This window comes from Pseudomonas sp. F-14 TE3482, from assembly GCF_053629455.1.
On the sequence record NZ_JBRJII010000001.1, the window covers coordinates 1,787,589 to 1,808,684 of the forward strand.

Sequence of the window (21,096 nt, forward strand, 5' to 3'; positions counted from 1 at the left end):
ACCGCTACATAAAAACAACAGCGAGGTGAAAGCATGTCTGGTAATCGTGGTGTGGTGTATCTCGGCGCTGGCAAGGTCGAAGTACAGAAAATCGACTATCCCAAAATGCAGGACCCGCGCGGCAGGAAGATCGAGCACGGCGTCATCCTGCGCGTAGTGTCCACCAACATCTGTGGTTCCGATCAGCACATGGTGCGCGGGCGTACCACCGCTCAGACCGGTCTGGTGCTGGGCCACGAGATCACGGGTGAAGTGATCGAGAAGGGCAGCGGTGTCGAGAACCTGCAGATCGGCGACTTGGTGTCGGTTCCTTTCAACGTTGCCTGTGGCCGTTGCCGTTCGTGCAAAGAGCAACATACTGGCGTCTGCCTGAGCGTTAACCCGGCGCGTCCGGGCGGTGCCTATGGTTACGTCGACATGGGTGACTGGACCGGTGGCCAAGCCGAATACGCGTTTGTGCCGTATGCCGACTTCAACCTGCTGAAACTTCCAGATCGCGACCGGGCCATGGAAAAAATCCGTGACCTGACCTGTCTCTCCGACATCCTGCCCACTGGTTACCACGGCGCAGTGACTGCCGGCGTTGGCCCTGGCAGCACCGTGTACATCGCCGGCGCCGGCCCGGTTGGCCTGGCAGCTGCCGCTTCCGCTCGTCTGCTGGGTGCTGCGGTGGTGATCATCGGTGACGTCAACCCGATCCGCCTGGCCCATGCCAAGGCTCAGGGTTTCGAAATCGCCGACCTGTCGACAGACACCCCACTGCACGAACAAATCGCTGCACTGTTGGGCGAACCGGAAGTGGACTGCGCCGTCGATGCCGTAGGCTTCGAAGCTCGCGGTCACGGCCATGCCGGCGTGAAGCACGAGGCTCCGGCCACCGTGCTCAACTCGCTGATGGGCGTGGTTCGCGTGGCGGGCAAAATCGGTATCCCCGGCCTCTACGTCACTGAAGACCCGGGTGCGGTGGATGCCGCCGCGAAAATGGGCAGCCTGAGCATTCGCTTCGGTCTGGGCTGGGCCAAATCCCACAGCTTCCACACCGGCCAGACCCCGGTGATGAAGTACAACCGCCAACTGATGCAAGCCATCATGTGGGACCGCATCAAGATTGCCGACATCGTGGGTGTCGAAGTCATCAGCCTCGACGACGCCCCGCGTGGTTATGGCGAATTCGATGCGGGCGTGCCGAAGAAGTTTGTGATCGATCCGCACAAGATGTTCAGCGCGGCGTAAGGCTGGGAGCAAGACGGGAAGAAGGGCGACAGTGATGTCGCCCTTTTTTATGGAGCACCGCAGCCTGCGCTTTCAGGTTCTGCCGGGTTGTTCACAGGCCTGTTTGGCGGGAGCAGGCGTGCCATTCATCGTATGGATTCGGGGTTCCACGACTGGGGGGGAACATGCCAGCAGATGCCCGGTCAAATCGGCAGTTTTGCTGCCCTGCCGGGTGGTTCTCATGGCACAAGAGGATGTCTGGATGAACGTTTCAAGCGGTTTTGCGCTGGCATCGCTCATGGCTGTTGCTTCGTTGACGACGCTGGCCGCCAGCCCGGCCTTTGCACAGTTCAGCCTCAGCGATGCGGCCAGTGCGATTTCGGCGATGCAGGGTAACGAGGACGATGAGAGCGACGAGAGCGAAGACGCCGTGGCAGCGCTCCCCAAGGCTGCCGGTTTGCTCACTACCCTGGGGTCTCAGCTCAACGTCACGCCAGAACAGGCCGTGGGTGGTGCCGGTGCGATGCTGGGGCTGGCCAGGAACCAACTCAGCGGCCAGGAGTTCACCGAGCTGAGCAAAAATGTGCCGGGCCTCGATCAGATCGCCGGCAACAGCGCTCTCAGTGGCTTGAGCGGATTGGGTGGGCTGCTCGGCGGTGGTGTCGACAAGAACCCTTTGCTCAATGGTTTGCTGGGTAACGTCAAGGACACCAAGGACCTGAACAACGCGTTCAGTGCCCTGGGCATGGACACCGGCATGATCGGCCTGTTTGCCCCGGTGATTCTGCAATACCTCGGTCAGCAAGGCGTCGCCGGTTCGCTGCTGCAAAATCTTGGCGGAATCTGGGGCACCGGCACCGGCATAGGTAGCTGAGTCAACCCTCGGCGCGTAGTGCCTTGATGCGCCGGTCCTTCTCGATCCAGAGCTGGTTGACCCAGTTCTGGACATGTTCGCGAAACACCGGATCGTTTTCGTAATCGCCTTGCCACAGCGCCGGGTCCAGTTCACGTGTCTGGATGTCGATGATCACCTTCTGCACGTTGCCGCTGATCAAATCCCAGAACCCCGGAATCTTCTGCTGCGGGTACACCACCGTCACATCAAGAATGGCATCCAGCTGTTCGCCCATCGCCGCCAGCACGAAAGCCACGCCGCCAGCCTTGGGCTTGAGCAGGTGAGTGAACGGTGACTGCTGCTGGGCGCTTTTCGCCGAGGTGTAGCGGGTGCCTTCCAGATAATTGACCACCGTCACCGGCTGACGCTTGTACAGCTCGCAGGCTTGTTTGGTGATCTCCAGGTCCTTGCCGGCCAGCTCCGGGTTCTTTGCCAGAAACGCCTTGGTGTAGCGCTTCATGAACGGATAGTCCAACGCCCACCAGGCCAGGCCCAGGAATGGCACCCAGATCAGTTCCTTCTTGAGGAAGAATTTGAAGAACGGCGTGCGCCGGTTAAGCGCCTGGATCAGTGCCGGGATATCGACCCAGGACTGATGGTTACCGATCACCAGATACGAGGTGTCGCGGCGCAGATCATCGCCGCCGCGAATGTTCCATTGGGTGGGGATGCACAGTCGGAAGATCAGTTTGTCGATTTCGGCCCAGGTTTCGGCAATCCACATCACCGCCGCCGAGGCGTAATCGCGAAAACGCCCGGGCAAGAGCAGTTTCAGCAAGGCGAACACCATCAAAGGCCCGAACAGCACCAGGGTGTTAAGCAACAGCAGCAGGGTAACGAAACAGCCGGTGAGCAGGCGGCGCATAAGTCACTCTTGAAAGCGTTTGGGCGCGCCATGATAAGCAGCTTCGGGCGACAGGCCAAATCGATGGTGACGAATGTTTCACGTTTACCTGGTTATGCTTCCAGAGGTATGAGATCCCCTGTGGCGAGGGAGCTTGCTCCCGCTGGGCTGCGAAGCGGCCCCAAAACCAGACGCCGCGGTTTTTCAGGTATACCGCATGCAGTGGTTTTACGAGTGCTGCGCAATCGAACGGGAGCAAGCTCCCTCGCCACAGAGGTTTGCGGTGGTCCAACTATCGTTGTTTTTTGCGGTCTAGAATTCGGCCATGCGTCCACATTCCCAAAGGAAGCCCCCTACGTGAAATCTCTCCTTGCACTGCTTTCCCTCGTGGCCCTGCCGGTCCTGGCCGCTGAGCCGACCCTGTACGGGCGTTACGAATACATCGCGCTGCCGGAAATCGGCGGCGAAGTCCTCAAGGCCAAAATGGACACCGGCGCCCTGACCGCGTCGCTGTCGGCCAAGGACATCGAAACCTTTACCCGCGACGGCGACGAATGGGTGCGTTTCCGCCTCGCCACCAAAGGCGCGAGCAACAAGGTTTACGAACACAAGGTCGCGCGGATCAGCAAGATCAAGACCCGCTCCGAAGAAGACGACGATGACAAAGAAGCGATCGAACCCACCAAACGGCCAGTGGTTGATCTGGAACTGTGCCTGGGCAACGTCAAGCGCACCGTCGAAGTCAACCTCACCGACCGCAGCAGCTTCAATTACCCGCTGTTGATCGGCGCCAAAGCACTGCGTGAATTCGGTGCGGCGGTGAACCCGGCACGGCGTTTCACGGCAGACAAACCCGACTGCTGATTGACGGCGAATCGGCCTTGGGGCACCGTTCGCCCACTTAACTAGCGGGCTCGGACGCCATGCCTCATATCCTGATTGTCGAAGACGAAGCGGCGATTGCCGACACCCTGATTTTCGCCTTGCAGGGCGAGGGCTTTACCACCACGTGGTTGAGCCTTGGCGCGGCGGCACTCGAGCATCAGCGCGCCACGCCGGCCGACCTGATCATCCTCGATATCGGCCTGCCGGACATCAGCGGCTTCGAGACGTGCAAGCAATTGCGGCGTTTCAGCGAAGTGCCGGTGATGTTCCTCAGCGCCCGTGATGCAGAGATCGACCGCGTGGTGGGTCTGGAGATCGGCGCCGACGACTACGTGGTCAAACCGTTCAGCCCCCGGGAAGTGGCGGCGCGGGTCCGGGCGATTCTCAAGCGCATGGCGCCACGACCGGTGGCGGAGGCGGCGTCAGCGCTGTTTCGCATCGACAGCGAACGGGTGCAGATCAGCTATCGCAACCAGCCGCTGAGCCTGACTCGCCATGAGTTTCGTTTGCTGCAATGCCTGCTGGAACAACCCGAGCGAGTCTTCAGCCGCGAGCAATTGCTCGATGCGCTGGGCGTGGCCGCCGATGCCGGTTACGAGCGCAGCATCGACAGCCACATCAAAAGCGTGCGCGCCAAATTGCGCCAGGTGAAGGCCGATGCCGAGCCGATCCAGACTCATCGCGGCCTCGGTTACAGCTACAGCCCGGGGCACAGCTGATGCCACTGGGGATCCGGATTTTTCTGGTCTACGTGCTGTTCATCGGCCTGACCGGCTACTTCGTGCTCAACACCGTGATCGAAGAAATCCGCCCCGGCGTGCGCCAATCCACCGAAGAAACCCTGGTGGACACCGCCAACCTGATGGCCGAGATCCTGCGGGACGACTTCAAGGCCGGCACCCTCAGCCAGAACCGCTGGCCTGAGTTGCTCAAGGCTTACGGTGAGCGGCAACCGAAGGCGAAAATCTGGGGAATGCCGAAGAATCAGGTCAACCACCGCATTTACGTGACCGATGCCAAGGGCATCGTGGTGCTGGATTCCAGCGGCATCGCGGTTGGCCAGGACTACTCGCGCTGGAACGACGTCTATCTGACCCTGCGCGGCGAGTACGGCGCACGTTCGACGCGCAGCAACCCGGATGATTCGAATTCGTCGGTGATGCATGTCGGGGCGCCGATTCGCGACAACGGCCAGATCATCGGCGTGGTGACGGTGGCCAAGCCCAACAGCTCACTGCAGCCTTACGTTGATCGCACCGAACGGCGATTGCTGGCTTATGGCGCGGGGCTGATTGGCCTCGGTTTGCTGTTCGGTGCGCTGTTGTCGTGGTGGCTGAGCGCGGCGCTGCGGCGGTTGACGGCGTATGCCCAGGCAGTCAGCGAAGGCCGGCGGGTCGAGGTGCCGCATTATCGTGGCGGCGAGCTGGAGCAACTGGCCACGGCGGTGGAGCAGATGCGCACCCAGCTCGAAGGCAAAGCCTACGTCGAGCGTTATGTACACACCCTGACCCATGAATTGAAAAGCCCGCTGGCGGCGATCCGTGGTGCGGCGGAATTGCTGCAAGGCCAGATGCCGCTGGCTCAGCAGCAGCGTTTCGTCAGCAACATCGACAGCGAAAGTGCGCGCATGCAGCAGTTGATTGAACGACTGTTGAACCTCGCGCAGGTGGAACAGCGCCAAGGGCTGGAAGAGCGGGTGGCCGTGCCGTTGGCGGGTTTGGTCGATGAGCTATTGAGCGCGCAGGCTGCGCGAATCGAAGGCAAGCAGTTGCGTGTGGAACTGCAAATTGCTGCGGATCTGAACCTGCTCGGCGAGCCGTTTCTGTTGCGCCAGGCGCTGGGCAATCTGCTGGAGAATGCTCTGGATTTCACCCCGGATCGTGGCTTGCTGCGATTCAGTGCCGCAAAGTTCGGTGAGCAAATCGAATTCAAGTTTTTTAACCAGGCCGAGGCGATTCCCGACTATGCGTTGCCGCGCTTGAGCGAGCGCTTCTACTCACTGCCGCGTCCGGACAGTGGGCGCAAAAGCACGGGGTTGGGGCTTAACTTCGTTGAAGAGGTGGTCAAACTGCACGGCGGCCAACTGTGGGTAGGCAACGTTGCTGGCGGTGTAGAGGCCAAGTTGCATTTGCCTGAGGCGACTCGTCATTGACTCAAGGAGTTACCAAGCCAGGCACTGATTTTCGGGCCTTTTTTCTATGCACGAACTTGAGTGCCGGCTGCTCGATGAACAACCATGAAAGTGTCGCCAGACCGATGACAATAAAAGTCGTGACAACAATAGACGGTACAAAGGCCAGTGGGGTTTTATTGATGACCAGTTGTTGTACGGGAAAGGCATACAGATAGATGCCATAGGAGATATCAAACCGGCCCCTGATGGTTTTATCTACGTACAACAGGCCCAGGCTGATGGTTGCCAGACTAACCCCTAGAGTGGCGGTGACCCACACCGACGAAGTCCCCAAGGAAACTACTATCAGTAGGATGGAGGCGGCCAATACGATTGCTTTTGTGCGAGGGCTTTTGAAGTGATGTCGATGAAAGGCGATCAATGATCCCGAGAAAAACGCTATGCCCGCGGCGCAGTAGGCCAGAAATTTCTGCGCCAGTGCGCCCGTGATGTAGTTACTCAGGACAAAGGTTGCGAGGCCAAACAGCAGTAACAAAGCCAGAGGCATCAAGGCGCTGCGATACAAGGTCAGTACCACCGCCAGCAGAATGTAAAAAACGAACTCGATCTTTAACGTCCACAGGCTTCCGTTAAAGGATTCGCTGAAGATGAAGTCGTTGGTTACTTCATCAATGGAGGCACGTCCGAAGGCTGAAATGCGCAGAAAGTCGACCAAAGCCTCTTTTCCCAAGACATAGTCGCTGGCGAAGAACGCTCCGGCCACGTAGGTCATCAAGAATGAGCAAGCGATGAGCGCCGGAAAGATTCGAGCGACACGCTTTGCCAGGTAGTCTTGAAAGCTAGCGGCGTTCAAATAACTGAGGGTAATCAACAGCCCGGAAATAGCGAAGAAGCAAATGACTGCCATACCGCCAAACGAGTTGTAACCAGCTATTCCCGGCTCGTTCATGCCTGACAGTACAAAGTGATGGCTGACCAGGACCATGAGGGCAGCGAGGTGTCTGATCAGGTCAAATGAGTTGTTTCGCAAAGAGGCACTCCTTGTCTTGCCTCCTCTGGATCAAACAAAGGGGCGAAAATCTGAACTGTAGCTGGCAGTAAAACGTATCCGGAATGGGTGCAGATACCCGCAGGGGGCCTGAAGGTAGCGCAGTGTGCCAAGACCCAAAAGGCTTTTACAGGTATTTCCACACAATCCCCACAGATCCTCCACGAACCCCCCACACAACTGACCCAGACTTTCCCCATCCAAACAGGGAGAGTCCCATGAACCGTAGCCTGACCCTAAAACTGGGGGCGATTGCCCTTTTGATTCTGTTGCTGCTGATCCCGTTGCTGATGATCAACGGCGTGATCCAGGAGCGGCAACAACTGCGCGACGGTGTGCTCGAAGACATCGCCCGCAGTTCCAGTTACAGCCAGCAATTGAGCGGCCCGCTGATGGTGGTGCCCTATCGCAAAACGGTGCGCACCTGGAAAACCAACGAAAAAACCAACCAGCGTTACCAGGACGTTCGCGAGGAACGCGGGCGTTTGTATTTCCTGCCGGAGCGCTTCGAACTGGACGGCCAGGTCCAGACCGAACTGCGTGCCCGGGGTATCTACGAAGCGCGGCTGTTCCACGCCGATAATCACATCAGCGGGCATTTCTCAGTCCCGGCACAACTGGGTATCAAGGAAGACTTCGCCGACTACCGCTTCGATCAACCGTTCCTGGCCGTCGGCATCAGCGACATTCGCGGCATTGAGAATGCATTGAAACTCGAACTCAATGGCCAGAGCCTGGACTTTGTACCGGGTAGCCAAGTGCGCTGGTTGGGCGAGGGTGTGCACGTGACGCTACCAGCGCTGGATACCAGACAGGCCACGGAACTGGCCTTCGGTTTCGACTTGCGCCTGCAAGGCACCGGCCAGTTGCAGGTTCTCCCGGTGGGCAAGACCAGCAAGGTTTCACTGGCCGCCAACTGGCCTCATCCCAGCTTCATCGGCAACTACCTGCCGGCCCAGCGTGAAATCACCGATCAGGGTTTCACCGCCAATTGGCAAACCTCGTTTTTCTCCACCAACCTGCAAGAGGCGTTGAACAGTTGTGTGTCTGGCGGCCAGTGCGAGGCGTTCAGCGGTCGCAGCTTCGGCGTGAGTTTCATCGACCCGGTGGACCAGTACCTGAAAAGCGACCGGGCAATCAAATACGCGCTGCTGTTCATCGTCTTGACCTTCGCCGGTTTCTTCCTTTTCGAAGTGCTGAAAAGCCTGGCGGTCCACCCGGTGCAATACGCGCTGGTGGGCGTGGCGCTGGCGTTCTTCTACCTGTTGCTGTTGTCGCTGTCCGAACACATCGGCTTTGCCTCGGCGTATCTGCTGTCGGCGAGTGGTTGTGTGGCGTTGATCGGGTTCTATGTCTGCCATGTGCTGCACAGCGTGCGCCACGGCTTGAGTTTCTCGACGGGGCTGGCGGCGTTGTATGGCTTGCTCTATGGCTTGCTGAGTGCCGAGGATTACGCGCTGTTGATGGGCTCGTTGCTGTTGTTCGGGCTGCTGGGCGTGTTCATGGTGCTGACCCGCAAGCTGGACTGGTATGGGATCGGGCAGAAAACCGCGAAACCTTTGGTCTTTGATATTGGAGCAGTGGAATGAGCCGGTCGTTGGGGTTGCGCGAGGATCAGCGGGTGGGTGAGGTGTTGGCGACGCGGATTGCCGGGTTGTTTCCGTTAGATCCGGTGTGGTGCATTCGCGAGCAAGCCCGCTCCCACATTGGACCTGAGTTGCTGCACCGATGGTGTGAACAACACAAATCCCCTGTGGGAGCGGGCTTGCTCGCGAAGATGCCGGTACAGCCAGTGAATATCTAAACCTTGGGCATCGTCGCAATCATCGAAGGCCGCTGACTCACCTCGAAATACCACTCTGCCAGCTTCGGATTCTCTTTGCGCCATTCCAGATCCGGATGGCGCAGATCCAGGTAGCCCAAGGCACAGGCCACACTGATCGCCGCCACATCGAAATGGCTGGTCAGCTCGGCAATCGCGTCGGCTTCCAGCAGGGCCAGGGCGCGACGAATCTTGTCGCGCTGACCGTCGAGCCATTCGTCCCAGTGCTTTTCCGGGACGCGCAGGGCTACTTCATAGCGAATCATCACCGCGGCATCCATGATCCCGTCTGCCAGTGAAGCCAGTGTCATGCGCCGCCAGCGCGCCGAGCCTTCACGAGGAATCAGCGGATTGCCGACGTGCTGATAGTCGAGGTAATCGAGGATCACCCGGCTGTCGTACAACACATTGCCGTCGGCCAGGCGCAGCGCCGGAATCTTGCCCAACGGGTTGTCTTCGTTGAGGGCCAGATCCGGGCTGACAGGCGTGAGCTGGCTGGCTTGCAGCGCCACACGGTTCGTCTGCCCGGTTTCATGCAGCAGCACCATGACTTTACGAACGAAGGGCGACGCGGGGTTGTGGAACAAGGTCATGCTGGGAGCGGACATGGCAACGATCTCGATCATGGGCAGTGTCGGCAGCATAGCGCGTTGACCCGATAGCTCAAGATGGCTTTAACCCTACAGTTTTTAGCGGTGTTGCAGAAATCCGCCCAAGGCGAGGACGGCAGGGATACCCAGCCCGAGCCAGCTCAATGCATCCCACACGCCATCGCCCAGCAACGCGGCAAACAGCCCGGCGGCGCTGAGCAGGGCGATGACGGTGGGCGTGGCGAAGACTTTCCAGAAACTCGACTGTCTCGGCCTCATGTCGGGCACTCCGCGTTTTCGAGCACAGGTTTCGCGACCTTGCGCCGTACCACCCACAAATAAACCCCACTGCCGAGCACGATGATGGTCAACACATCGAGGGTCGCCCAGAGGATTTTCATCGGCATACCGCCGTAATCACCGAAGTGCAGCGGCTGCGACATGCCCATGGCGTCCATGTACCACGGCCGCTCGGCCACCGCCGTGACTTGCAGGGTGCTGGCGTCGATCAACACCGGTGTCAGCAGGTGCGAGGTCAGGTGAGTGCTGCCTTTCATGAACACGGCGTAATGGTGTTCGCTGGAAAATCGCGTGCCGGGGAAGGCGATGAAATCGGGCTGCATGCCCGGCGCGACGTCTTTGGCGATGTCGAGTAAGCGGGTCGCAGGCGCCAATTGAGTCAGCGGCGGCGCATCGCGGTAAGGCGCGATCATCGCGCTCAGGCTGTCGTTGCGCCACGCGGCGATCAGTAAGTCGGCGCAGGCACTGATCACGCCAGTCACGCCGACCACCAAGGCCCAGGTCAGCGTCACCACGCCGATCAGGTTATGCAGATCGAGCCAGCGCAGGCGGGTGGATTTGTCGTGGCGCACGGTGGCGAACTTCAAGCGCCGCATGAACGGCAGGTACAGCACCGTCCCGGAGACAATCGCCAGCACAAACAGAATCCCCATGAACGCAAGCAGCAACTTGCCCGGCAGGCCAGCGAACATGTCCACGTGCAGGCGCAGCATGACCATCATCAACCCGCCATTGGCCGAGGGCATTTCCAATGCTTCGCCGGTGCGAGCGTCGAGCATGAAGGTGTGGGACGCGTTCGGCTCGGTGCCGGCGGTGGGCGCCATGATGGCGATGACGCCGTTGGGGTCTTCGTCGTCGTAGCCGAAATACTGCATGACCTCGCCGGGACGATGCTTTTCAGCCGCTTGCACCAACTGCTGCAAATTCAGCTGCGGGGTGTCGGCCGGCATGGATTTCAACTCGGCGGCATCGCCCAGCAGATGGTCGATCTCGTGGTGGAAGATCAACGGCAGGCCGGTGAGGGCCAGCATCAGCAGGAATACCGTGCAGATCAGGCTGGTCCAGGTGTGAACGAATGACCAGCGGCGGATGGTTTTGCTTTTCATTTCACTTCATAGCCTTCAGAAATACCAAAGCCGTCCAGGTAGGACGGCTCGGGTCTTGGGCGTGTCAGTTCAGGCGATTACCACTTGTACGTAGCACTGGCGACGACACTGCGTTGGTCGCCGTAGTAGCAGTAGAAGCTGTCGCAAGTGGAGATGTAGTCCTTGTCGAACAGGTTGGTGGCATTCAATGCCAGTGACGCACCTTTCAGACTGTTATCCAGACGGCCCAAGTCGTAATGGACCGCTGCGTCGAACACCGTGTAGGCATCAGCCTTGCCCAGCCAGGTGTTGCCCTGGTCGCCATAAGTATTGCCGGTGTAGCGTGCGCCGGCACCGATGCCGAAACCATCCAGCACACCGTTGTGCCAGGTGTAATCGGCCCACAGCGAGGCTTGCTGGTTAGGCATCAGTTGCAGGCGATTGCCCTTGAAGTCACCCTTTTGTACTTCGGACTTGGCCAGGGTGTAGGCGGCGATGACTTTCAGGTTGTCGGTGACGTCGGAAACGGCTTCCAGCTCCAGGCCTTTGACCTTCACTTCGCCGGTCTGGCTGGTAATCGAGACATTGTCCGCGTTGGTCGTGGTGACGGAGACGTTTTTCTGGGTCAGGTCATAGACCGCAGCCGTCAGCAGGGTGTTGCTGCCTGGCGGTTGGTACTTGATGCCCAGTTCCCATTGCTTGCCTTCAGTCGGCTTGAACGACTCGGTCGGCGATGCCACGGCTTTGCTCGTCGGCTGGAACGACTCGGCGTAGGACAGGTAGGGCACAAAGCCCGAATCGAACACATAGCTGATCGCTGCATTGCCGCTGAATTTCTTGTCCCGTTCGGTGTTGGTGGCATCAGCCTTGTTGAAGAATTTGGTGCCCGTGTGGACCCAGTCCTCACGACCACCGAGGGTCAGACGCCATTGGTCGAGGGCCATTTGGTCCTGGACGTACAAACCGCTCTGGTAGGTCTTCTGGTCATAGTCATAGAACGCCGTCGAGCGCGCCGGGCGAATGATTGGCTGGCCATAGATCGGGTTGTTGACGTTGGTGGTCAGACCGTCACCGAAGATCGAGGTGTAGTTGGTATTGGTGCGCTGGTGATCGAGGCCGATCAACAGGGTGTGACGGATGTCGCCGGTCGCGAAGTCGCCCTGGAAGTTGTTGTCCACGGCGAACTGGCTGATGTCCTCGTCGACACTGGTGCTCGAACGGCCAACATTGCCCTCGGCATCCACTTGGGTGAACGGGTAGGCGCCGGGGGTGAGGGCCTGGAAGGACAGGTCCGACTTGGTGTAACGCAGGTTCTGCTTGAACTGCCAGACATCATTCAAGCGATGTTCAAAGGCGTAGCCCAGCGCGTAGTAGGTGCGGTCGTAGAATTCCCAGTCCGGGTCGCCGAGGTTCTTGTGATGGGAAATCTTGCCGAGTGGCGAATGGATCTTGGTGCCTTGCACAGGCAGGAACTGGCTGGTGATGCCGGTATCGTCGCGGGTGAATTGCGTCAGCAGGGTGAATTTGGTGTCTTCGTCGATGTTCCAGGTCAGGCTCGGCGCGATGTTGTAGCGCTTGTTGTCGACGTGGTCGATCTGCGTGCCGCTGTCGCGTACCACACCGCTCAAACCATAGAGGAACTGGCCTTCGTCATCGATCTTGCCGGTGCTGGCGAAGTTAATCTGGCGATGATTGTCGCTGCCGTATTGCACCTGGATTTCGTTGCTCGACTCGGCGCTGGGACGGCGGCTGACCATGTCCAGCAGACCGCCCGGCGGGGTTTGGCCGTAAACCGAAGAGGCCGGCCCGCGCAACAGGGCGAGTCGCTCAAGGTTCCAGGTTTCCTGTTTCGGATTGGCGTACACGCCTTTTGGCAATGGCAGGCCATCGAGGAATTGCGTCGGTTCGAAACCGCGCACGAGCAACCAGTCGGCGCGGGTGTCGCTGCCGTAGCTGCTGGCGACAATGCCAGGCATGTAGCGCACAGCGTCATCGAGGTTCTGCACACCGCGATCTTCCATTTGCTGGCGGGTGGCGACGGAAATCGAACGTGGCGCTTCGACGAGCGCGGTGTCGGTCTTGGTGCCAGCGGCGGTGCGCGTGGCCACGTAACCTTCGACCGGGCTCCAGGCAGTTTCCGCATTTTCCAGGCCAATGACGGCGGTTTCCGGCAAGGCCATCACGCCCTCGGGCACGGCCACCAGGCTGTAGGTGCCGGCGCTGCTCTGTTCCAGCTGCAGACCGGTACCGCGCAGGGCTTCACGCAGGGCGCCGGTGGCGTCGAACTGGCCCTTCACCGGGGCCGAGGTCTTGCCCGCCGCCAGCGACGGATTCAACGACAGCGCCAAACCGGCCTGACTGGCGATCTGATTCAGAGTGCTGGCCAATGGCGCAGCCGGCAGGTTGTAGGCGCGAACACTGGATGCCTGTTCGGCGGCGATCAGTTGGCTGCTGGCCAGAGGGGCGCAAAGGGCAATGGCGACCGCCAACAAACGGGGGCGCAACACGGTGTCTAGCGAACGGGACATACAGCGGCTCCTGAATGGAAATATTTCTCAATTGCCTAGGTGCCGGACGAGAATTCAAAAGTGATAGGGGTGGATGAAAATAATTTCTATTCGTCAATTGCGGTGACGCTGATGGCCTCTTCGCGGGCAAGCCACGCTCCCACAGGTTTTGTGTCGGGAGGGAATACTGTGAACGACACAAAACCTGTGGGAGCGGGCTTGCCCGCGAAGGCGGCGGATCAGGCGCAGCGCCTTTTAGGGCTTGGCCTCAGTCTTCGCCGCGACCGTTACCCACCATGGCGTGTGCTGTTCGATCTGCACCGGCAGGGTCGGTAAAAGTGCACTCAACGCCTTGTCGGTATCGTTCAGCGGGAAGCTGCCGGTGATGCGCAGGTCGGCGACCTCTGGCGTGACGCCAAGATGCCCGCGACGATAGCGAGCGAGTTCCTGGACCAGATCCTCTAGCCGCGCGTTGTCCACCACCAGCATGCCGCGGGTCCAGGCATCGGCGCCGAGGTTGAGGGCGATGATGGAGCCCAGGCCATTGCTGCGCATCAGCACTTGCTGGCCTTCGCGCAGGATCTGTTCCTCGGGGCTCGATTCGGGATGAGCGGCGACCGCTGATTTCAATACGCTCAGGCGCGTGCCTTCATCTTCACGCTTGACCAGGAACCGTGTCCCCAGTGCTCGCATGCTGCCTTCGCGAGTTTCGACGATAAACGGCCGGGCATCGCCATGGCCGGTTTCGACGAGGATTTCTCCTTCCTGGAGGACGATCAGCCGCTGATTCTCATCGAAGCGCACATCCACTGCGCTGTGGGTGTTGAGGCTGATCTGCGTGCCGTCGCTCAGGCGCAGGGTGCGCTGCTCGCCGGTAGCGGTGCGCTGGTCGGCCAGCCAATAGTCGATGGGCAGATAACGATCACCGGCGAACAGCGCCAGGCCGATCACCGCGACGATGCTGGCCAGGCCGCTGCCGAGCTTGCGCACCCGGCGCCGGATGCTTTCGCGCGATTGCAGCAAGGCTGTGCGGGCCGGGCCGTTGGCGACGCTGAAACGCTGGTCGAGCATGCCCAACTGACGCCACGCCCGAGCATGTTCTTCGTGGGCGGCGTGCCATTTGGCGAATGCTTCGCGCTCGACCGCGTTGCCGGAATCCAGCGACAGTTGCCAGGCAATCGCGGCATCCAGCACCTGCGCCGACACGGGTTTGGAGCTGGCCGGGCTCATACCGGCTCACCGTACAACGCGATGTAGCACTGACGAATGCCCTGCGCCAAATACTGGCGAACCCGCGGCACCGACACCCCCAGACGCTGAGCGATTTCGGCGTGGCCGAGACCGTCGAGACGGTTATAGAGAAACGCCGCCCGGGCCTTGCTCGAGAGCTTGCCCAGCAGGTGATCGATGGCTTTGAGGTCTTCGAGGATCAGTTGTTGCTCTTCTATCGACGGTTGTTCGCCTTCGGGGATCAGCATCAATTCGGTGAGGTAGGCCTGTTCCAGTGCGGCCCGGCGGAAATAGTCGAACAGCAGGCCTTTGGCGATCGCCACCAGAAATGCCCGAGGTTCGCGAGGTGCCTTCAGTTCGTCACGGCCCAGCAAGCGCACGAAGGTGTCCTGGCTCAGGTCTTCGGCCCGTTGCGGGCAGGCCACGTTGCGCCGCAGCCAGGCTAATAGCCAGCCGCGATGGTCGCGATACAACGCACCAACGAGCTCACTCTGGGGGCTTTGGACTGACGACACGCAACATCACCGAAGGGGAAGTGTTAAGTAACGAGAATTGTTCGCGATTGTGGCAGAGGCGGGGGAGGTAAGCAATTGGTGCTGGTCGGGTGGTTTTGGCGGGGGGAACATCCAGTCAGACCGAGTTATCGTTCATCGCGGGCAAGCCACGCTCCCACAGGTTTTTCGTCGTCCGCCGATTTCGCAAACGGCACAAAACCTGTGGGAGCGTGGCTTGCCCGCGATGGAGCCCGAACAGTCACCGAAGATCTAGAAAGACGGAGCCTGTCGCCGCCGCTTCCACTGACTCAGCCGCTGCTGCAGGTTCAACGGGCTATGAATCTGCTGCTGTCGCGCCCGGCTGAACAGAATCAGCACCAGCTCCGCTGTCGCCAAGGCATCGGCACTGGCGTTATGCCGCTCGAAAACTTCCAGCTTGAACCAGTCGATCCACTCGTCCAGCCCGGCCTCGCGAATGTGTGCCTGTGGACAAAGCAGCGGCGCGATGTCGGCCACGTCCAGAAACGGATGCTGCAATTTGTAGCCCAGATGTTCTTTCAGCGCGCGCCCCAGCATGTGCTGGTCGAACGGCGCATGAAACGCCAGCACCGGACTGTCGCCGACGAATTCCATGAACTCGAGCAAGGCTTGCGCGGGGTCGCTGCCGGCGGCAATGGCGCTCGGGCCCAGACCGTGAATCAACACGCTGGGGCCGAGTTTGAGTTCGGTGCATTGCAGCGTGCGTTCGAACTGCTGGCTGAAATCGATTGCCCCGTCCTCGATCACCACCGCGCCGATGGACAACAGCCGATCTTTATTCAGGTTCAGCCCGGTGGTTTCCAGGTCGAGAACTACCCAACGTTGTTCGCGCAGGCTGCAATCGCCCAGCTCGGCCACGGCAGGCAAGCGCTCCAGACGTTGTTGCAGTTCGCCGGGCAAAATGGGGCTGACCGGGCGCAGCCATGAAAACAGGCTCATAACTGATACCGCAGGGTCAGGCTGCTTTGCAGGCGTTGGGCCTGGCGCAGGGATTCACGCAGGATGCGTCGGTCCAGATGATTGAGGCTGTCGGGATCGACGCGGTTGGAGTAGGGAAAATTCTCCCGGGTCTGTAGCTGATGTTGCTGCATGCGGGTTTGCTGGATGAAGTGATACGCCTCTTCATACGCCGCGCCGTCCAGTCGTTCGATGACTTCTTTGTCCACCAATTGGCGAAAGCGCTCCAGGGTGTTGTTGGCGTCGATGCCGTGGGCCAGGGCCAGCACTCGCGCACCGTCGACGAAGGGAGTCAGGCCCTGGAGCTTCAGGTCGAGGGTGGCTTTTTCGCCATTCTTGCGCGCCAGCACGAATTCGCGGAAACGGCCTACGGGCGGGCGGTTGCGCAGCGCGTTTTCGGCCATCATCCGCTGGAACAAGCGGTTGTCGCCGACCTGATCGAGAATGCCTTGGCGCAGCTGCTCGCAGCCTCGCTCGTCGCCCCAGACCACGCGCAGGTCGAAATAGATGCTCGACCCCAGCAGGTTTTCCGGAGTCGCCTCGCGGATAAACGCCGCAAAACGTCGCGCCCATTCGGCCCGGGACAAACACAGCTCGGGGTTGCCGGCCATGATGTTGCCTTTGCACAGGGTGAAGCCGCACAGCGCCAGGTTCTGATTGATCTGCTGAGCGATGGGCAGCAACTTGCCGCGAATTTCGGCGGCGTGGGCCGCGTCGCGGGCTTCGAACAGAATGCCATTGTCCTGATCGGTGTGCAGCGTCTGCTCGCGGCGGCCTTCGCTGCCGAAACATAACCAACTGAACGGCACGCCGGGGTCGCCTTTCTCGGCGAGCACCAGTTCGATCACCCGGCACACGGTGTGGTCGTTGAGCAGGGTGATGATGTGGGTGATCTGGGTCGAGGACGCGCCATGGGCCAGCATCCGCTCCACCAATTGGCCGATTTCGCCGCGCATCGCCACCAGGTTTTCCAGCTTCTGGGCACTGCGAATAGTCCGCGCCAGATGCACCAGATCGACCCGTTGCAGGGAAAACAGGTCACGTTCCGAGACCACGCCGCACAGGCGCTGATCCTTGACCAGGCAGACGTGGGCGATGTGCCGTTCGGTCATGGCAATCGCGGCATCGAAGGCGCTGTGGTCCGGCGTCAGGTAAAACGGCGCCCGGGTCATGTGTCCTTCGATGGCTTCATTGAAGTCGCTGGTGCCGTTGGCCACCACATGTCGCAAGTCGCGCAGGGTGAAAATGCCCAGCGGCGCCTTTTGCTCATCAACCACCACAATGCTGCCGACTTGTTGATTGTGCATCAGCGTTACGGCTTCACGCAGCGCAGTGCTAGGACTGCAAGTCACCGGGTGACGCATGGCCAGTTCACCCAGTCGGGTATTGAGCGAGTACTGGGTGCCGAGGGTTTCCACGGCTTTCTGCTGGACTTGCTGGTTGACCTGATCCAGCAAACTGCTGACTCCGCGTAGGGCAAAGTCGCGAAACGGGCTGGAAAGTGCGAACAGTTTGATGAACGCCAGCTTATTCAGCTGTAGGCAAAAGGTATCTTCGGCCGCCAGATGTTCGGTGCGAGTCGCCCGTTCCCCCAGTAGCGCGGCGAGGGGAAAACACTCGCCGGTGGTGATTTCGAAGGTAGTTTCCGTCCCGCCCTTGGCCGTGTGCGGGCGTTCGCCCACGACCCGGCCCTGTTTGACGATGTAGAAATGCTCAACCGGGCCATCGGCAGGTTTGATGATGCTTTCGCCGGGGGCATAAAAACGCAGCTGACATTGCTCGACCAGATAGGCCAAGTGGGCGTTTTCCATCTGATTGAACGGCGGGAAGCGCTGTAGGAATTGCAAAGTGCCCTGGATGTTCTGCAACACCGCGGTTTTCCCTGCCTGGGTGAAGGCGTCCGCTTTACTCATAACCATTACCGCAGTCTTTTTCTGATTGTTGTGTCGGATCGTTGTGTCAGATCGTTACAGGCATGGTCGGCCCCTACGGGCAGGGTGCCCATTGGACGTAAGTCTAGGTAGGCAGTGCTACGGTCGGAATATGGGAAATGTCTGACACAACTGTGGGAAAAACCTCCTACATTGTCTATTGGAAAAGTTTCCGACGAAGTGCACATTGAAGTCTGCTGAGCGATGTCTGACCACTGTGTCAGGGATCGAATCGAAAACGTTGAGAAAGCCATGTCCGACCACGATATTTTGAGTGATGCCGAGCGCGAAGCGCTCAGTGCCGTCATGCTGGAACCAGACTTGCCGCCGCAGCGGGTGTTGATCGTCGATGACGATAAGGACTCCAGGGAATTGCTGTCGGAAATTCTGGGGCTGGACGGCATTCACTGCATGATGGCGGCCAGTGGCGAAACGGCGCTCAAATTGCTGGAGACGAAGTCATCAATCGGGTTGGTGATTACCGACCTGCGGATGGGACATGTCGACGGCCTGGAACTGATCCGTCAGGTGCGGGAATCGGCGCGTGCGGCGTTGCCGATCATCATCGTCTCTGGCGACGCCGACGTGAAGGATGCGATCGAAGCCATGCACTTGCACGTAGTGGACTTTCTGCTCAAGCCCATCGATAGCGGCAAACTGCTTGAATTGGTCAAGCATGAGCTGGGGATGGATGTGTAGCGGCTTTTTTTGTGGGCGAGGGGGCTTGCCTGTGGCGAGGGAGCTTGCTCCCGCTGGGTTGCGAAGCAGCCCCAAAACCAGCAATCCCAATGTACCTGGTACACCGCATACACAGGATTTACGACTGCTGCGCAGTCGAGCGGGAGCAAGCTCCCTCGCCACAGGGGACCGCGGCGTAAAAAAAAGCCCTGATCTTTCGATCAGGGCTTTTTCATGTCCAGCGTCAGCGTTTACTCAAAGGCCATTGGCAGCCTTGAATTCGCGACGACGACGGTGCAGGACCGGCTCGGTGTAGCCGTTTGGCTGCTTGGTGCCTTCCACCACCAATTCGACCGCCGCCTGGAAGGCGATGTTGCTGTCGAAGTTCGGTGCCAGCGGACGGTACAGCGGGTCGTTGGCGTTCTGACGGTCAACCACCGGCGCCATGCGCTTGAGGCTTTCCATCACCTGATCTTCAGTGACGATGCCGTGGCGCAGCCAGTTGGCGATGTGCTGGCTGGAAATACGCAGCGTCGCACGGTCTTCCATCAGGCCGACGTCATTGATGTCCGGCACTTTCGAGCAACCCACACCCTGGTCGATCCAACGCACCACGTAACCGAGAATGCCCTGGGCGTTGTTGTCCAGTTCGTTCTTGATCTGCTCCGCGGTCCAGTCTGGGTTGACGGCCAAAGGGATGGTCAGGATGTCGTCCACCGAAGCGCGAGCACGTTTGGCCAGTTCAGCCTGACGGGCGAACACGTCGACCTTGTGGTAGTGCAGCGCATGCAGTGCAGCAGCGGTCGGAGATGGAACCCAGGCAGTGTTGGCACCGGCCAGCGGGTGAGCGATTTTCTGTTCGAGCATTGCTGCCATCAGGTCCGGCATGGCCCACATGCCTTTACCGATCTGGGCGCGACCTTGCAGGCCGGTGCTCAGGCCGATGTCGACGTTCCAGTTCTCGTAGGCGCTGATCCACTTCTCGGCCTTCATGTCGGCCTTGCGCACCATCGGACCGGCTTCCATGGAGGTATGGATTTCATCGCCCGTGCGGTCGAGGAAGCCAGTGTTGATGAACACCACGCGCTCGGCGGCAGCCTTGATGCAGGCCTTGAGGTTGACCGTGGTACGGCGTTCCTCGTCCATGATCCCGACTTTGAGGGTGTTGCGCGGCAAGCCCAGCACGTCTTCGATGCGACCGAACAGCTCGTTGGTGAACGCCGCTTCTTCCGGGCCGTGCATCTTCGGTTTCACGATATAGACCGAACCGGTACGGCTGTTCTTGCGCGAGCTGTTGCCGTTGAGGCTATGGATCGCCGCAAGGCAAGTCACCAGACCGTCGAGAATACCTTCCGGTACTTCGTTGCCGTCTTTATCGAGGATCGCGTCGATGGTCATCAGGTGACCGACGTTGCGCACGAACAACAGCGAGCGACCGTGCAGGCTCAATTCTTTGCCATCGACACCGGTGTAAGTGCGATCGGAGTTCATGGTACGGGTAAAAGTCTGACCGCCCTTGGAGACTTCTTCCGACAGATCGCCCTTCATCAAGCCGAGCCAGTTGCGGTAGATCACCACTTTGTCATCGGCATCGACGGCAGCGACCGAGTCTTCGCAGTCCATGATGGTGGTCAGCGCGGCTTCCATCAGGATGTCTTTGACGCCGGCCGCGTCGGTCTGGCCAACGGGGGTGCTGGCGTCGATCTGGATTTCGAAGTGCAGGCCGTTGTTTTTCAGCAGGATCGCAGTTGGAGCCGCTGTATCGCCGTGGAAACCGATCAGTTGCGCATCGTCGCGCAGGCCGGTGTTGCTGCCGCCTTTGAGGGCGACCACCAGTTTGCCGTCAATGATCTTGTAGCCGGTGGAGTCGACGTGGGAGCCGGCAGCCAATGGCGCGGCTTCGTCGAGGAAGGCGCGGGCGAAGGCGATGACCTTGTCGCCGCGAACCTTGTTGTAGCCTTTGCCTTTTTCCGCGCCGTCCGCTTCGCTGATGGCGTCGGTGCCATAGAGCGCGTCATACAGCGAACCCCAGCGGGCATTCGAGGCGTTGAGCGCGAAGCGCGCGTTCATCACCGGTACCACCAACTGTGGACCGGCCATGCGGGCGATTTCGTCATCGACGTTTTGCGTCGTTGCCTGGAAATCAGCCGCTTCTGGCAGCAGATAACCGATGTCTTGCAGGAAGGCTTTGTAGGCCACCGCATCGTGCGCAACACCTGCACGAGCCTGGTGCCAGGCATCGATACGTGCCTGGAAATCATCGCGTTTGGCGAGTAGGGCTTTGTTCTTCGGCGCCAGGTCATGGATGACCTTGTCGGCACCGGCCCAGAACGTGTCGGCGGTGAGGCCGGTACCGGGAATGGCTTCGTTGTTCACGAAGTCGAACAGGACTTTGGCGACCTGCAGGCCACCGACTTGAACGTGTTCAGTCATTGCTTGCCTCAC

At 59.8% G+C, this 21,096-nt stretch carries 19 protein-coding genes; 8 read left to right on the forward strand and 11 right to left on the reverse strand.

Going from position 1 to position 21,096, the window contains the following annotated elements; all coding sequences use genetic code 11:
- The first annotated feature begins 33 nt into the window (after positions 1-33).
- Both fdhA and AB7M26_RS07955 read left to right on the forward strand, forming a co-directional pair.
- The gene (gene fdhA / locus AB7M26_RS07950; RefSeq protein ID WP_007907573.1) at positions 34-1,233 is read left to right on the forward strand and encodes a formaldehyde dehydrogenase, glutathione-independent; all 1,200 of its coding nucleotides are present in this window, start codon (positions 34-36) and stop codon (positions 1,231-1,233) included.
- 241 nt (positions 1,234-1,474) lie between these two features.
- Positions 1,475-2,086 carry a DUF2780 domain-containing protein gene (locus AB7M26_RS07955; RefSeq protein ID WP_123497295.1) on the forward strand — a complete coding sequence of 204 codons (612 nt, stop codon included), beginning with the start codon at positions 1,475-1,477 and terminating at the stop codon, positions 2,084-2,086.
- Position 2,087: 1 nt separating this feature from the next.
- Here the strand turns inward: AB7M26_RS07955 and AB7M26_RS07960 are convergent, their stop codons facing one another.
- Positions 2,088-2,972: an acyltransferase gene (locus tag AB7M26_RS07960; RefSeq protein WP_123497297.1), complete on the reverse strand. Its 885-nt coding sequence runs from the start codon at positions 2,970-2,972 to the stop codon at positions 2,088-2,090.
- 336 nt (positions 2,973-3,308) lie between these two features.
- Here AB7M26_RS07960 and rloA2 point away from each other — a divergent pair, with 336 nt between their 5' ends.
- From rloA2 to creC, 3 genes are read left to right on the forward strand one after another with little or no spacing between them, the layout of a single operon-like run.
- Positions 3,309-3,815 (forward strand): retropepsin-like aspartic peptidase RloA2, encoded by a 507-nt coding sequence (rloA2, locus tag AB7M26_RS07965; protein ID WP_007904116.1) that lies wholly within the window; start codon positions 3,309-3,311, stop codon positions 3,813-3,815.
- Positions 3,816-3,874: 59 nt separating this feature from the next.
- Positions 3,875-4,555 carry a two-component system response regulator CreB gene (gene creB, locus AB7M26_RS07970; RefSeq protein WP_123497299.1) on the forward strand — a complete coding sequence of 227 codons (681 nt, stop codon included), beginning with the start codon at positions 3,875-3,877 and terminating at the stop codon, positions 4,553-4,555.
- Positions 4,555-5,988 carry a two-component system sensor histidine kinase CreC gene (creC, locus tag AB7M26_RS07975; protein WP_123497301.1) on the forward strand — a complete coding sequence of 478 codons (1,434 nt, stop codon included), beginning with the start codon at positions 4,555-4,557 and terminating at the stop codon, positions 5,986-5,988. Before creB ends, creC begins: the two co-directional genes overlap by 1 nt.
- A 1-nt stretch (position 5,989) precedes the next feature.
- Here the strand turns inward: creC and AB7M26_RS07980 are convergent, their stop codons facing one another.
- Complete coding sequence (locus tag AB7M26_RS07980) at positions 5,990-7,000, reverse strand: acyltransferase family protein (RefSeq protein WP_123497303.1); 1,011 nt, start codon at positions 6,998-7,000, stop codon at positions 5,990-5,992.
- Between the two features lie 236 nt (positions 7,001-7,236).
- Between AB7M26_RS07980 and creD the strand changes: the two genes are divergently transcribed.
- Positions 7,237-8,607 (forward strand): cell envelope integrity protein CreD, encoded by a 1,371-nt coding sequence (gene creD, locus AB7M26_RS07985; RefSeq protein WP_123497305.1) that lies wholly within the window; start codon positions 7,237-7,239, stop codon positions 8,605-8,607.
- Positions 8,604-8,822, forward strand: coding sequence for a hypothetical protein (locus tag AB7M26_RS07990; RefSeq protein WP_429388564.1), 219 nt, complete (start codon positions 8,604-8,606; stop codon positions 8,820-8,822). The genes creD and AB7M26_RS07990 overlap by 4 nt, the downstream gene beginning before the upstream one ends.
- Here AB7M26_RS07990 and AB7M26_RS07995 read toward each other — a convergent pair.
- From AB7M26_RS07995 to AB7M26_RS08030, 8 genes are all read right to left on the reverse strand, one after another.
- Positions 8,819-9,448 carry a glutathione S-transferase gene (locus AB7M26_RS07995; RefSeq protein ID WP_123497442.1) on the reverse strand — a complete coding sequence of 210 codons (630 nt, stop codon included), beginning with the start codon at positions 9,446-9,448 and terminating at the stop codon, positions 8,819-8,821. The genes AB7M26_RS07990 and AB7M26_RS07995 overlap by 4 nt on opposite strands.
- An 81-nt stretch (positions 9,449-9,529) precedes the next feature.
- Positions 9,530-9,709: a hypothetical protein gene (locus AB7M26_RS08000; protein ID WP_123497309.1), complete on the reverse strand. Its 180-nt coding sequence runs from the start codon at positions 9,707-9,709 to the stop codon at positions 9,530-9,532.
- Positions 9,706-10,836, reverse strand: a complete 1,131-nt coding sequence (locus tag AB7M26_RS08005; protein WP_123497311.1) for a PepSY-associated TM helix domain-containing protein — start codon at positions 10,834-10,836, stop codon at positions 9,706-9,708. Before AB7M26_RS08005 ends, AB7M26_RS08000 begins: the two co-directional genes overlap by 4 nt.
- A 77-nt stretch (positions 10,837-10,913) precedes the next feature.
- Positions 10,914-13,343: a TonB-dependent siderophore receptor gene (locus AB7M26_RS08010; protein WP_123497313.1), complete on the reverse strand. Its 2,430-nt coding sequence runs from the start codon at positions 13,341-13,343 to the stop codon at positions 10,914-10,916.
- 234 nt (positions 13,344-13,577) lie between these two features.
- Positions 13,578-14,552, reverse strand: coding sequence for a FecR domain-containing protein (locus AB7M26_RS08015; RefSeq protein ID WP_123497315.1), 975 nt, complete (start codon positions 14,550-14,552; stop codon positions 13,578-13,580).
- Positions 14,549-15,067, reverse strand: coding sequence for an RNA polymerase sigma factor (locus AB7M26_RS08020; RefSeq protein WP_123497317.1), 519 nt, complete (start codon positions 15,065-15,067; stop codon positions 14,549-14,551). The genes AB7M26_RS08015 and AB7M26_RS08020 overlap by 4 nt, the downstream gene beginning before the upstream one ends.
- 249 nt (positions 15,068-15,316) lie before the next feature.
- Positions 15,317-16,024 (reverse strand): 3'-5' exonuclease, encoded by a 708-nt coding sequence (locus AB7M26_RS08025; protein WP_063342325.1) that lies wholly within the window; start codon positions 16,022-16,024, stop codon positions 15,317-15,319.
- Positions 16,021-17,961, reverse strand: coding sequence for a putative nucleotidyltransferase substrate binding domain-containing protein (locus tag AB7M26_RS08030; protein WP_123497319.1), 1,941 nt, complete (start codon positions 17,959-17,961; stop codon positions 16,021-16,023). Before AB7M26_RS08030 ends, AB7M26_RS08025 begins: the two co-directional genes overlap by 4 nt.
- A 264-nt stretch (positions 17,962-18,225) precedes the next feature.
- On the opposite strand from AB7M26_RS08030, the gene AB7M26_RS08035 reads away from it, so the two are divergent.
- Positions 18,226-18,672: a response regulator gene (locus AB7M26_RS08035; protein ID WP_007904163.1), complete on the forward strand. Its 447-nt coding sequence runs from the start codon at positions 18,226-18,228 to the stop codon at positions 18,670-18,672.
- A gap of 234 nt (positions 18,673-18,906) precedes the next feature.
- Here the strand turns inward: AB7M26_RS08035 and AB7M26_RS08040 are convergent, their stop codons facing one another.
- Entirely contained in the window at positions 18,907-21,084 is a 2,178-nt protein-coding gene (locus tag AB7M26_RS08040; protein WP_123497321.1) for a malate synthase G, read from the reverse strand.
- Positions 21,085-21,096 lie beyond the last annotated feature (12 nt).

Excerpts from the sequence above, each read along its gene's own strand:
- fdhA (WP_007907573.1), top strand. The coding sequence starts at position 34 with ATGTCTGGTAATCGTGGTGTGGTGTATCTCGGCGCTGGCAAGGTCGAA.
- AB7M26_RS07955 (WP_123497295.1), top strand. The coding sequence starts at position 1,475 with ATGAACGTTTCAAGCGGTTTTGCGCTGGCATCGCTCATGGCTGTTGCT.
- AB7M26_RS07960 (WP_123497297.1), bottom strand. The coding sequence starts at position 2,972 with ATGCGCCGCCTGCTCACCGGCTGTTTCGTTACCCTGCTGCTGTTGCTT.
- creB (WP_123497299.1), top strand. The coding sequence starts at position 3,875 with ATGCCTCATATCCTGATTGTCGAAGACGAAGCGGCGATTGCCGACACC.
- creC (WP_123497301.1), top strand. The coding sequence starts at position 4,555 with ATGCCACTGGGGATCCGGATTTTTCTGGTCTACGTGCTGTTCATCGGC.
- creD (WP_123497305.1), top strand. The coding sequence starts at position 7,237 with ATGAACCGTAGCCTGACCCTAAAACTGGGGGCGATTGCCCTTTTGATT.
- AB7M26_RS07990 (WP_429388564.1), top strand. The coding sequence starts at position 8,604 with ATGAGCCGGTCGTTGGGGTTGCGCGAGGATCAGCGGGTGGGTGAGGTG.
- AB7M26_RS07995 (WP_123497442.1), bottom strand. The coding sequence starts at position 9,448 with ATGTCCGCTCCCAGCATGACCTTGTTCCACAACCCCGCGTCGCCCTTC.
- AB7M26_RS08000 (WP_123497309.1), bottom strand. The coding sequence starts at position 9,709 with ATGAGGCCGAGACAGTCGAGTTTCTGGAAAGTCTTCGCCACGCCCACC.
- AB7M26_RS08005 (WP_123497311.1), bottom strand. The coding sequence starts at position 10,836 with ATGAAAAGCAAAACCATCCGCCGCTGGTCATTCGTTCACACCTGGACC.
- AB7M26_RS08010 (WP_123497313.1), bottom strand. The coding sequence starts at position 13,343 with ATGTCCCGTTCGCTAGACACCGTGTTGCGCCCCCGTTTGTTGGCGGTC.
- AB7M26_RS08015 (WP_123497315.1), bottom strand. The coding sequence starts at position 14,552 with ATGAGCCCGGCCAGCTCCAAACCCGTGTCGGCGCAGGTGCTGGATGCC.
- AB7M26_RS08025 (WP_063342325.1), bottom strand. The coding sequence starts at position 16,024 with ATGAGCCTGTTTTCATGGCTGCGCCCGGTCAGCCCCATTTTGCCCGGC.
- AB7M26_RS08030 (WP_123497319.1), bottom strand. The coding sequence starts at position 17,961 with ATGGTTATGAGTAAAGCGGACGCCTTCACCCAGGCAGGGAAAACCGCG.
- AB7M26_RS08035 (WP_007904163.1), top strand. The coding sequence starts at position 18,226 with ATGTCCGACCACGATATTTTGAGTGATGCCGAGCGCGAAGCGCTCAGT.
- AB7M26_RS08040 (WP_123497321.1), bottom strand. The coding sequence starts at position 21,084 with ATGACTGAACACGTTCAAGTCGGTGGCCTGCAGGTCGCCAAAGTCCTG.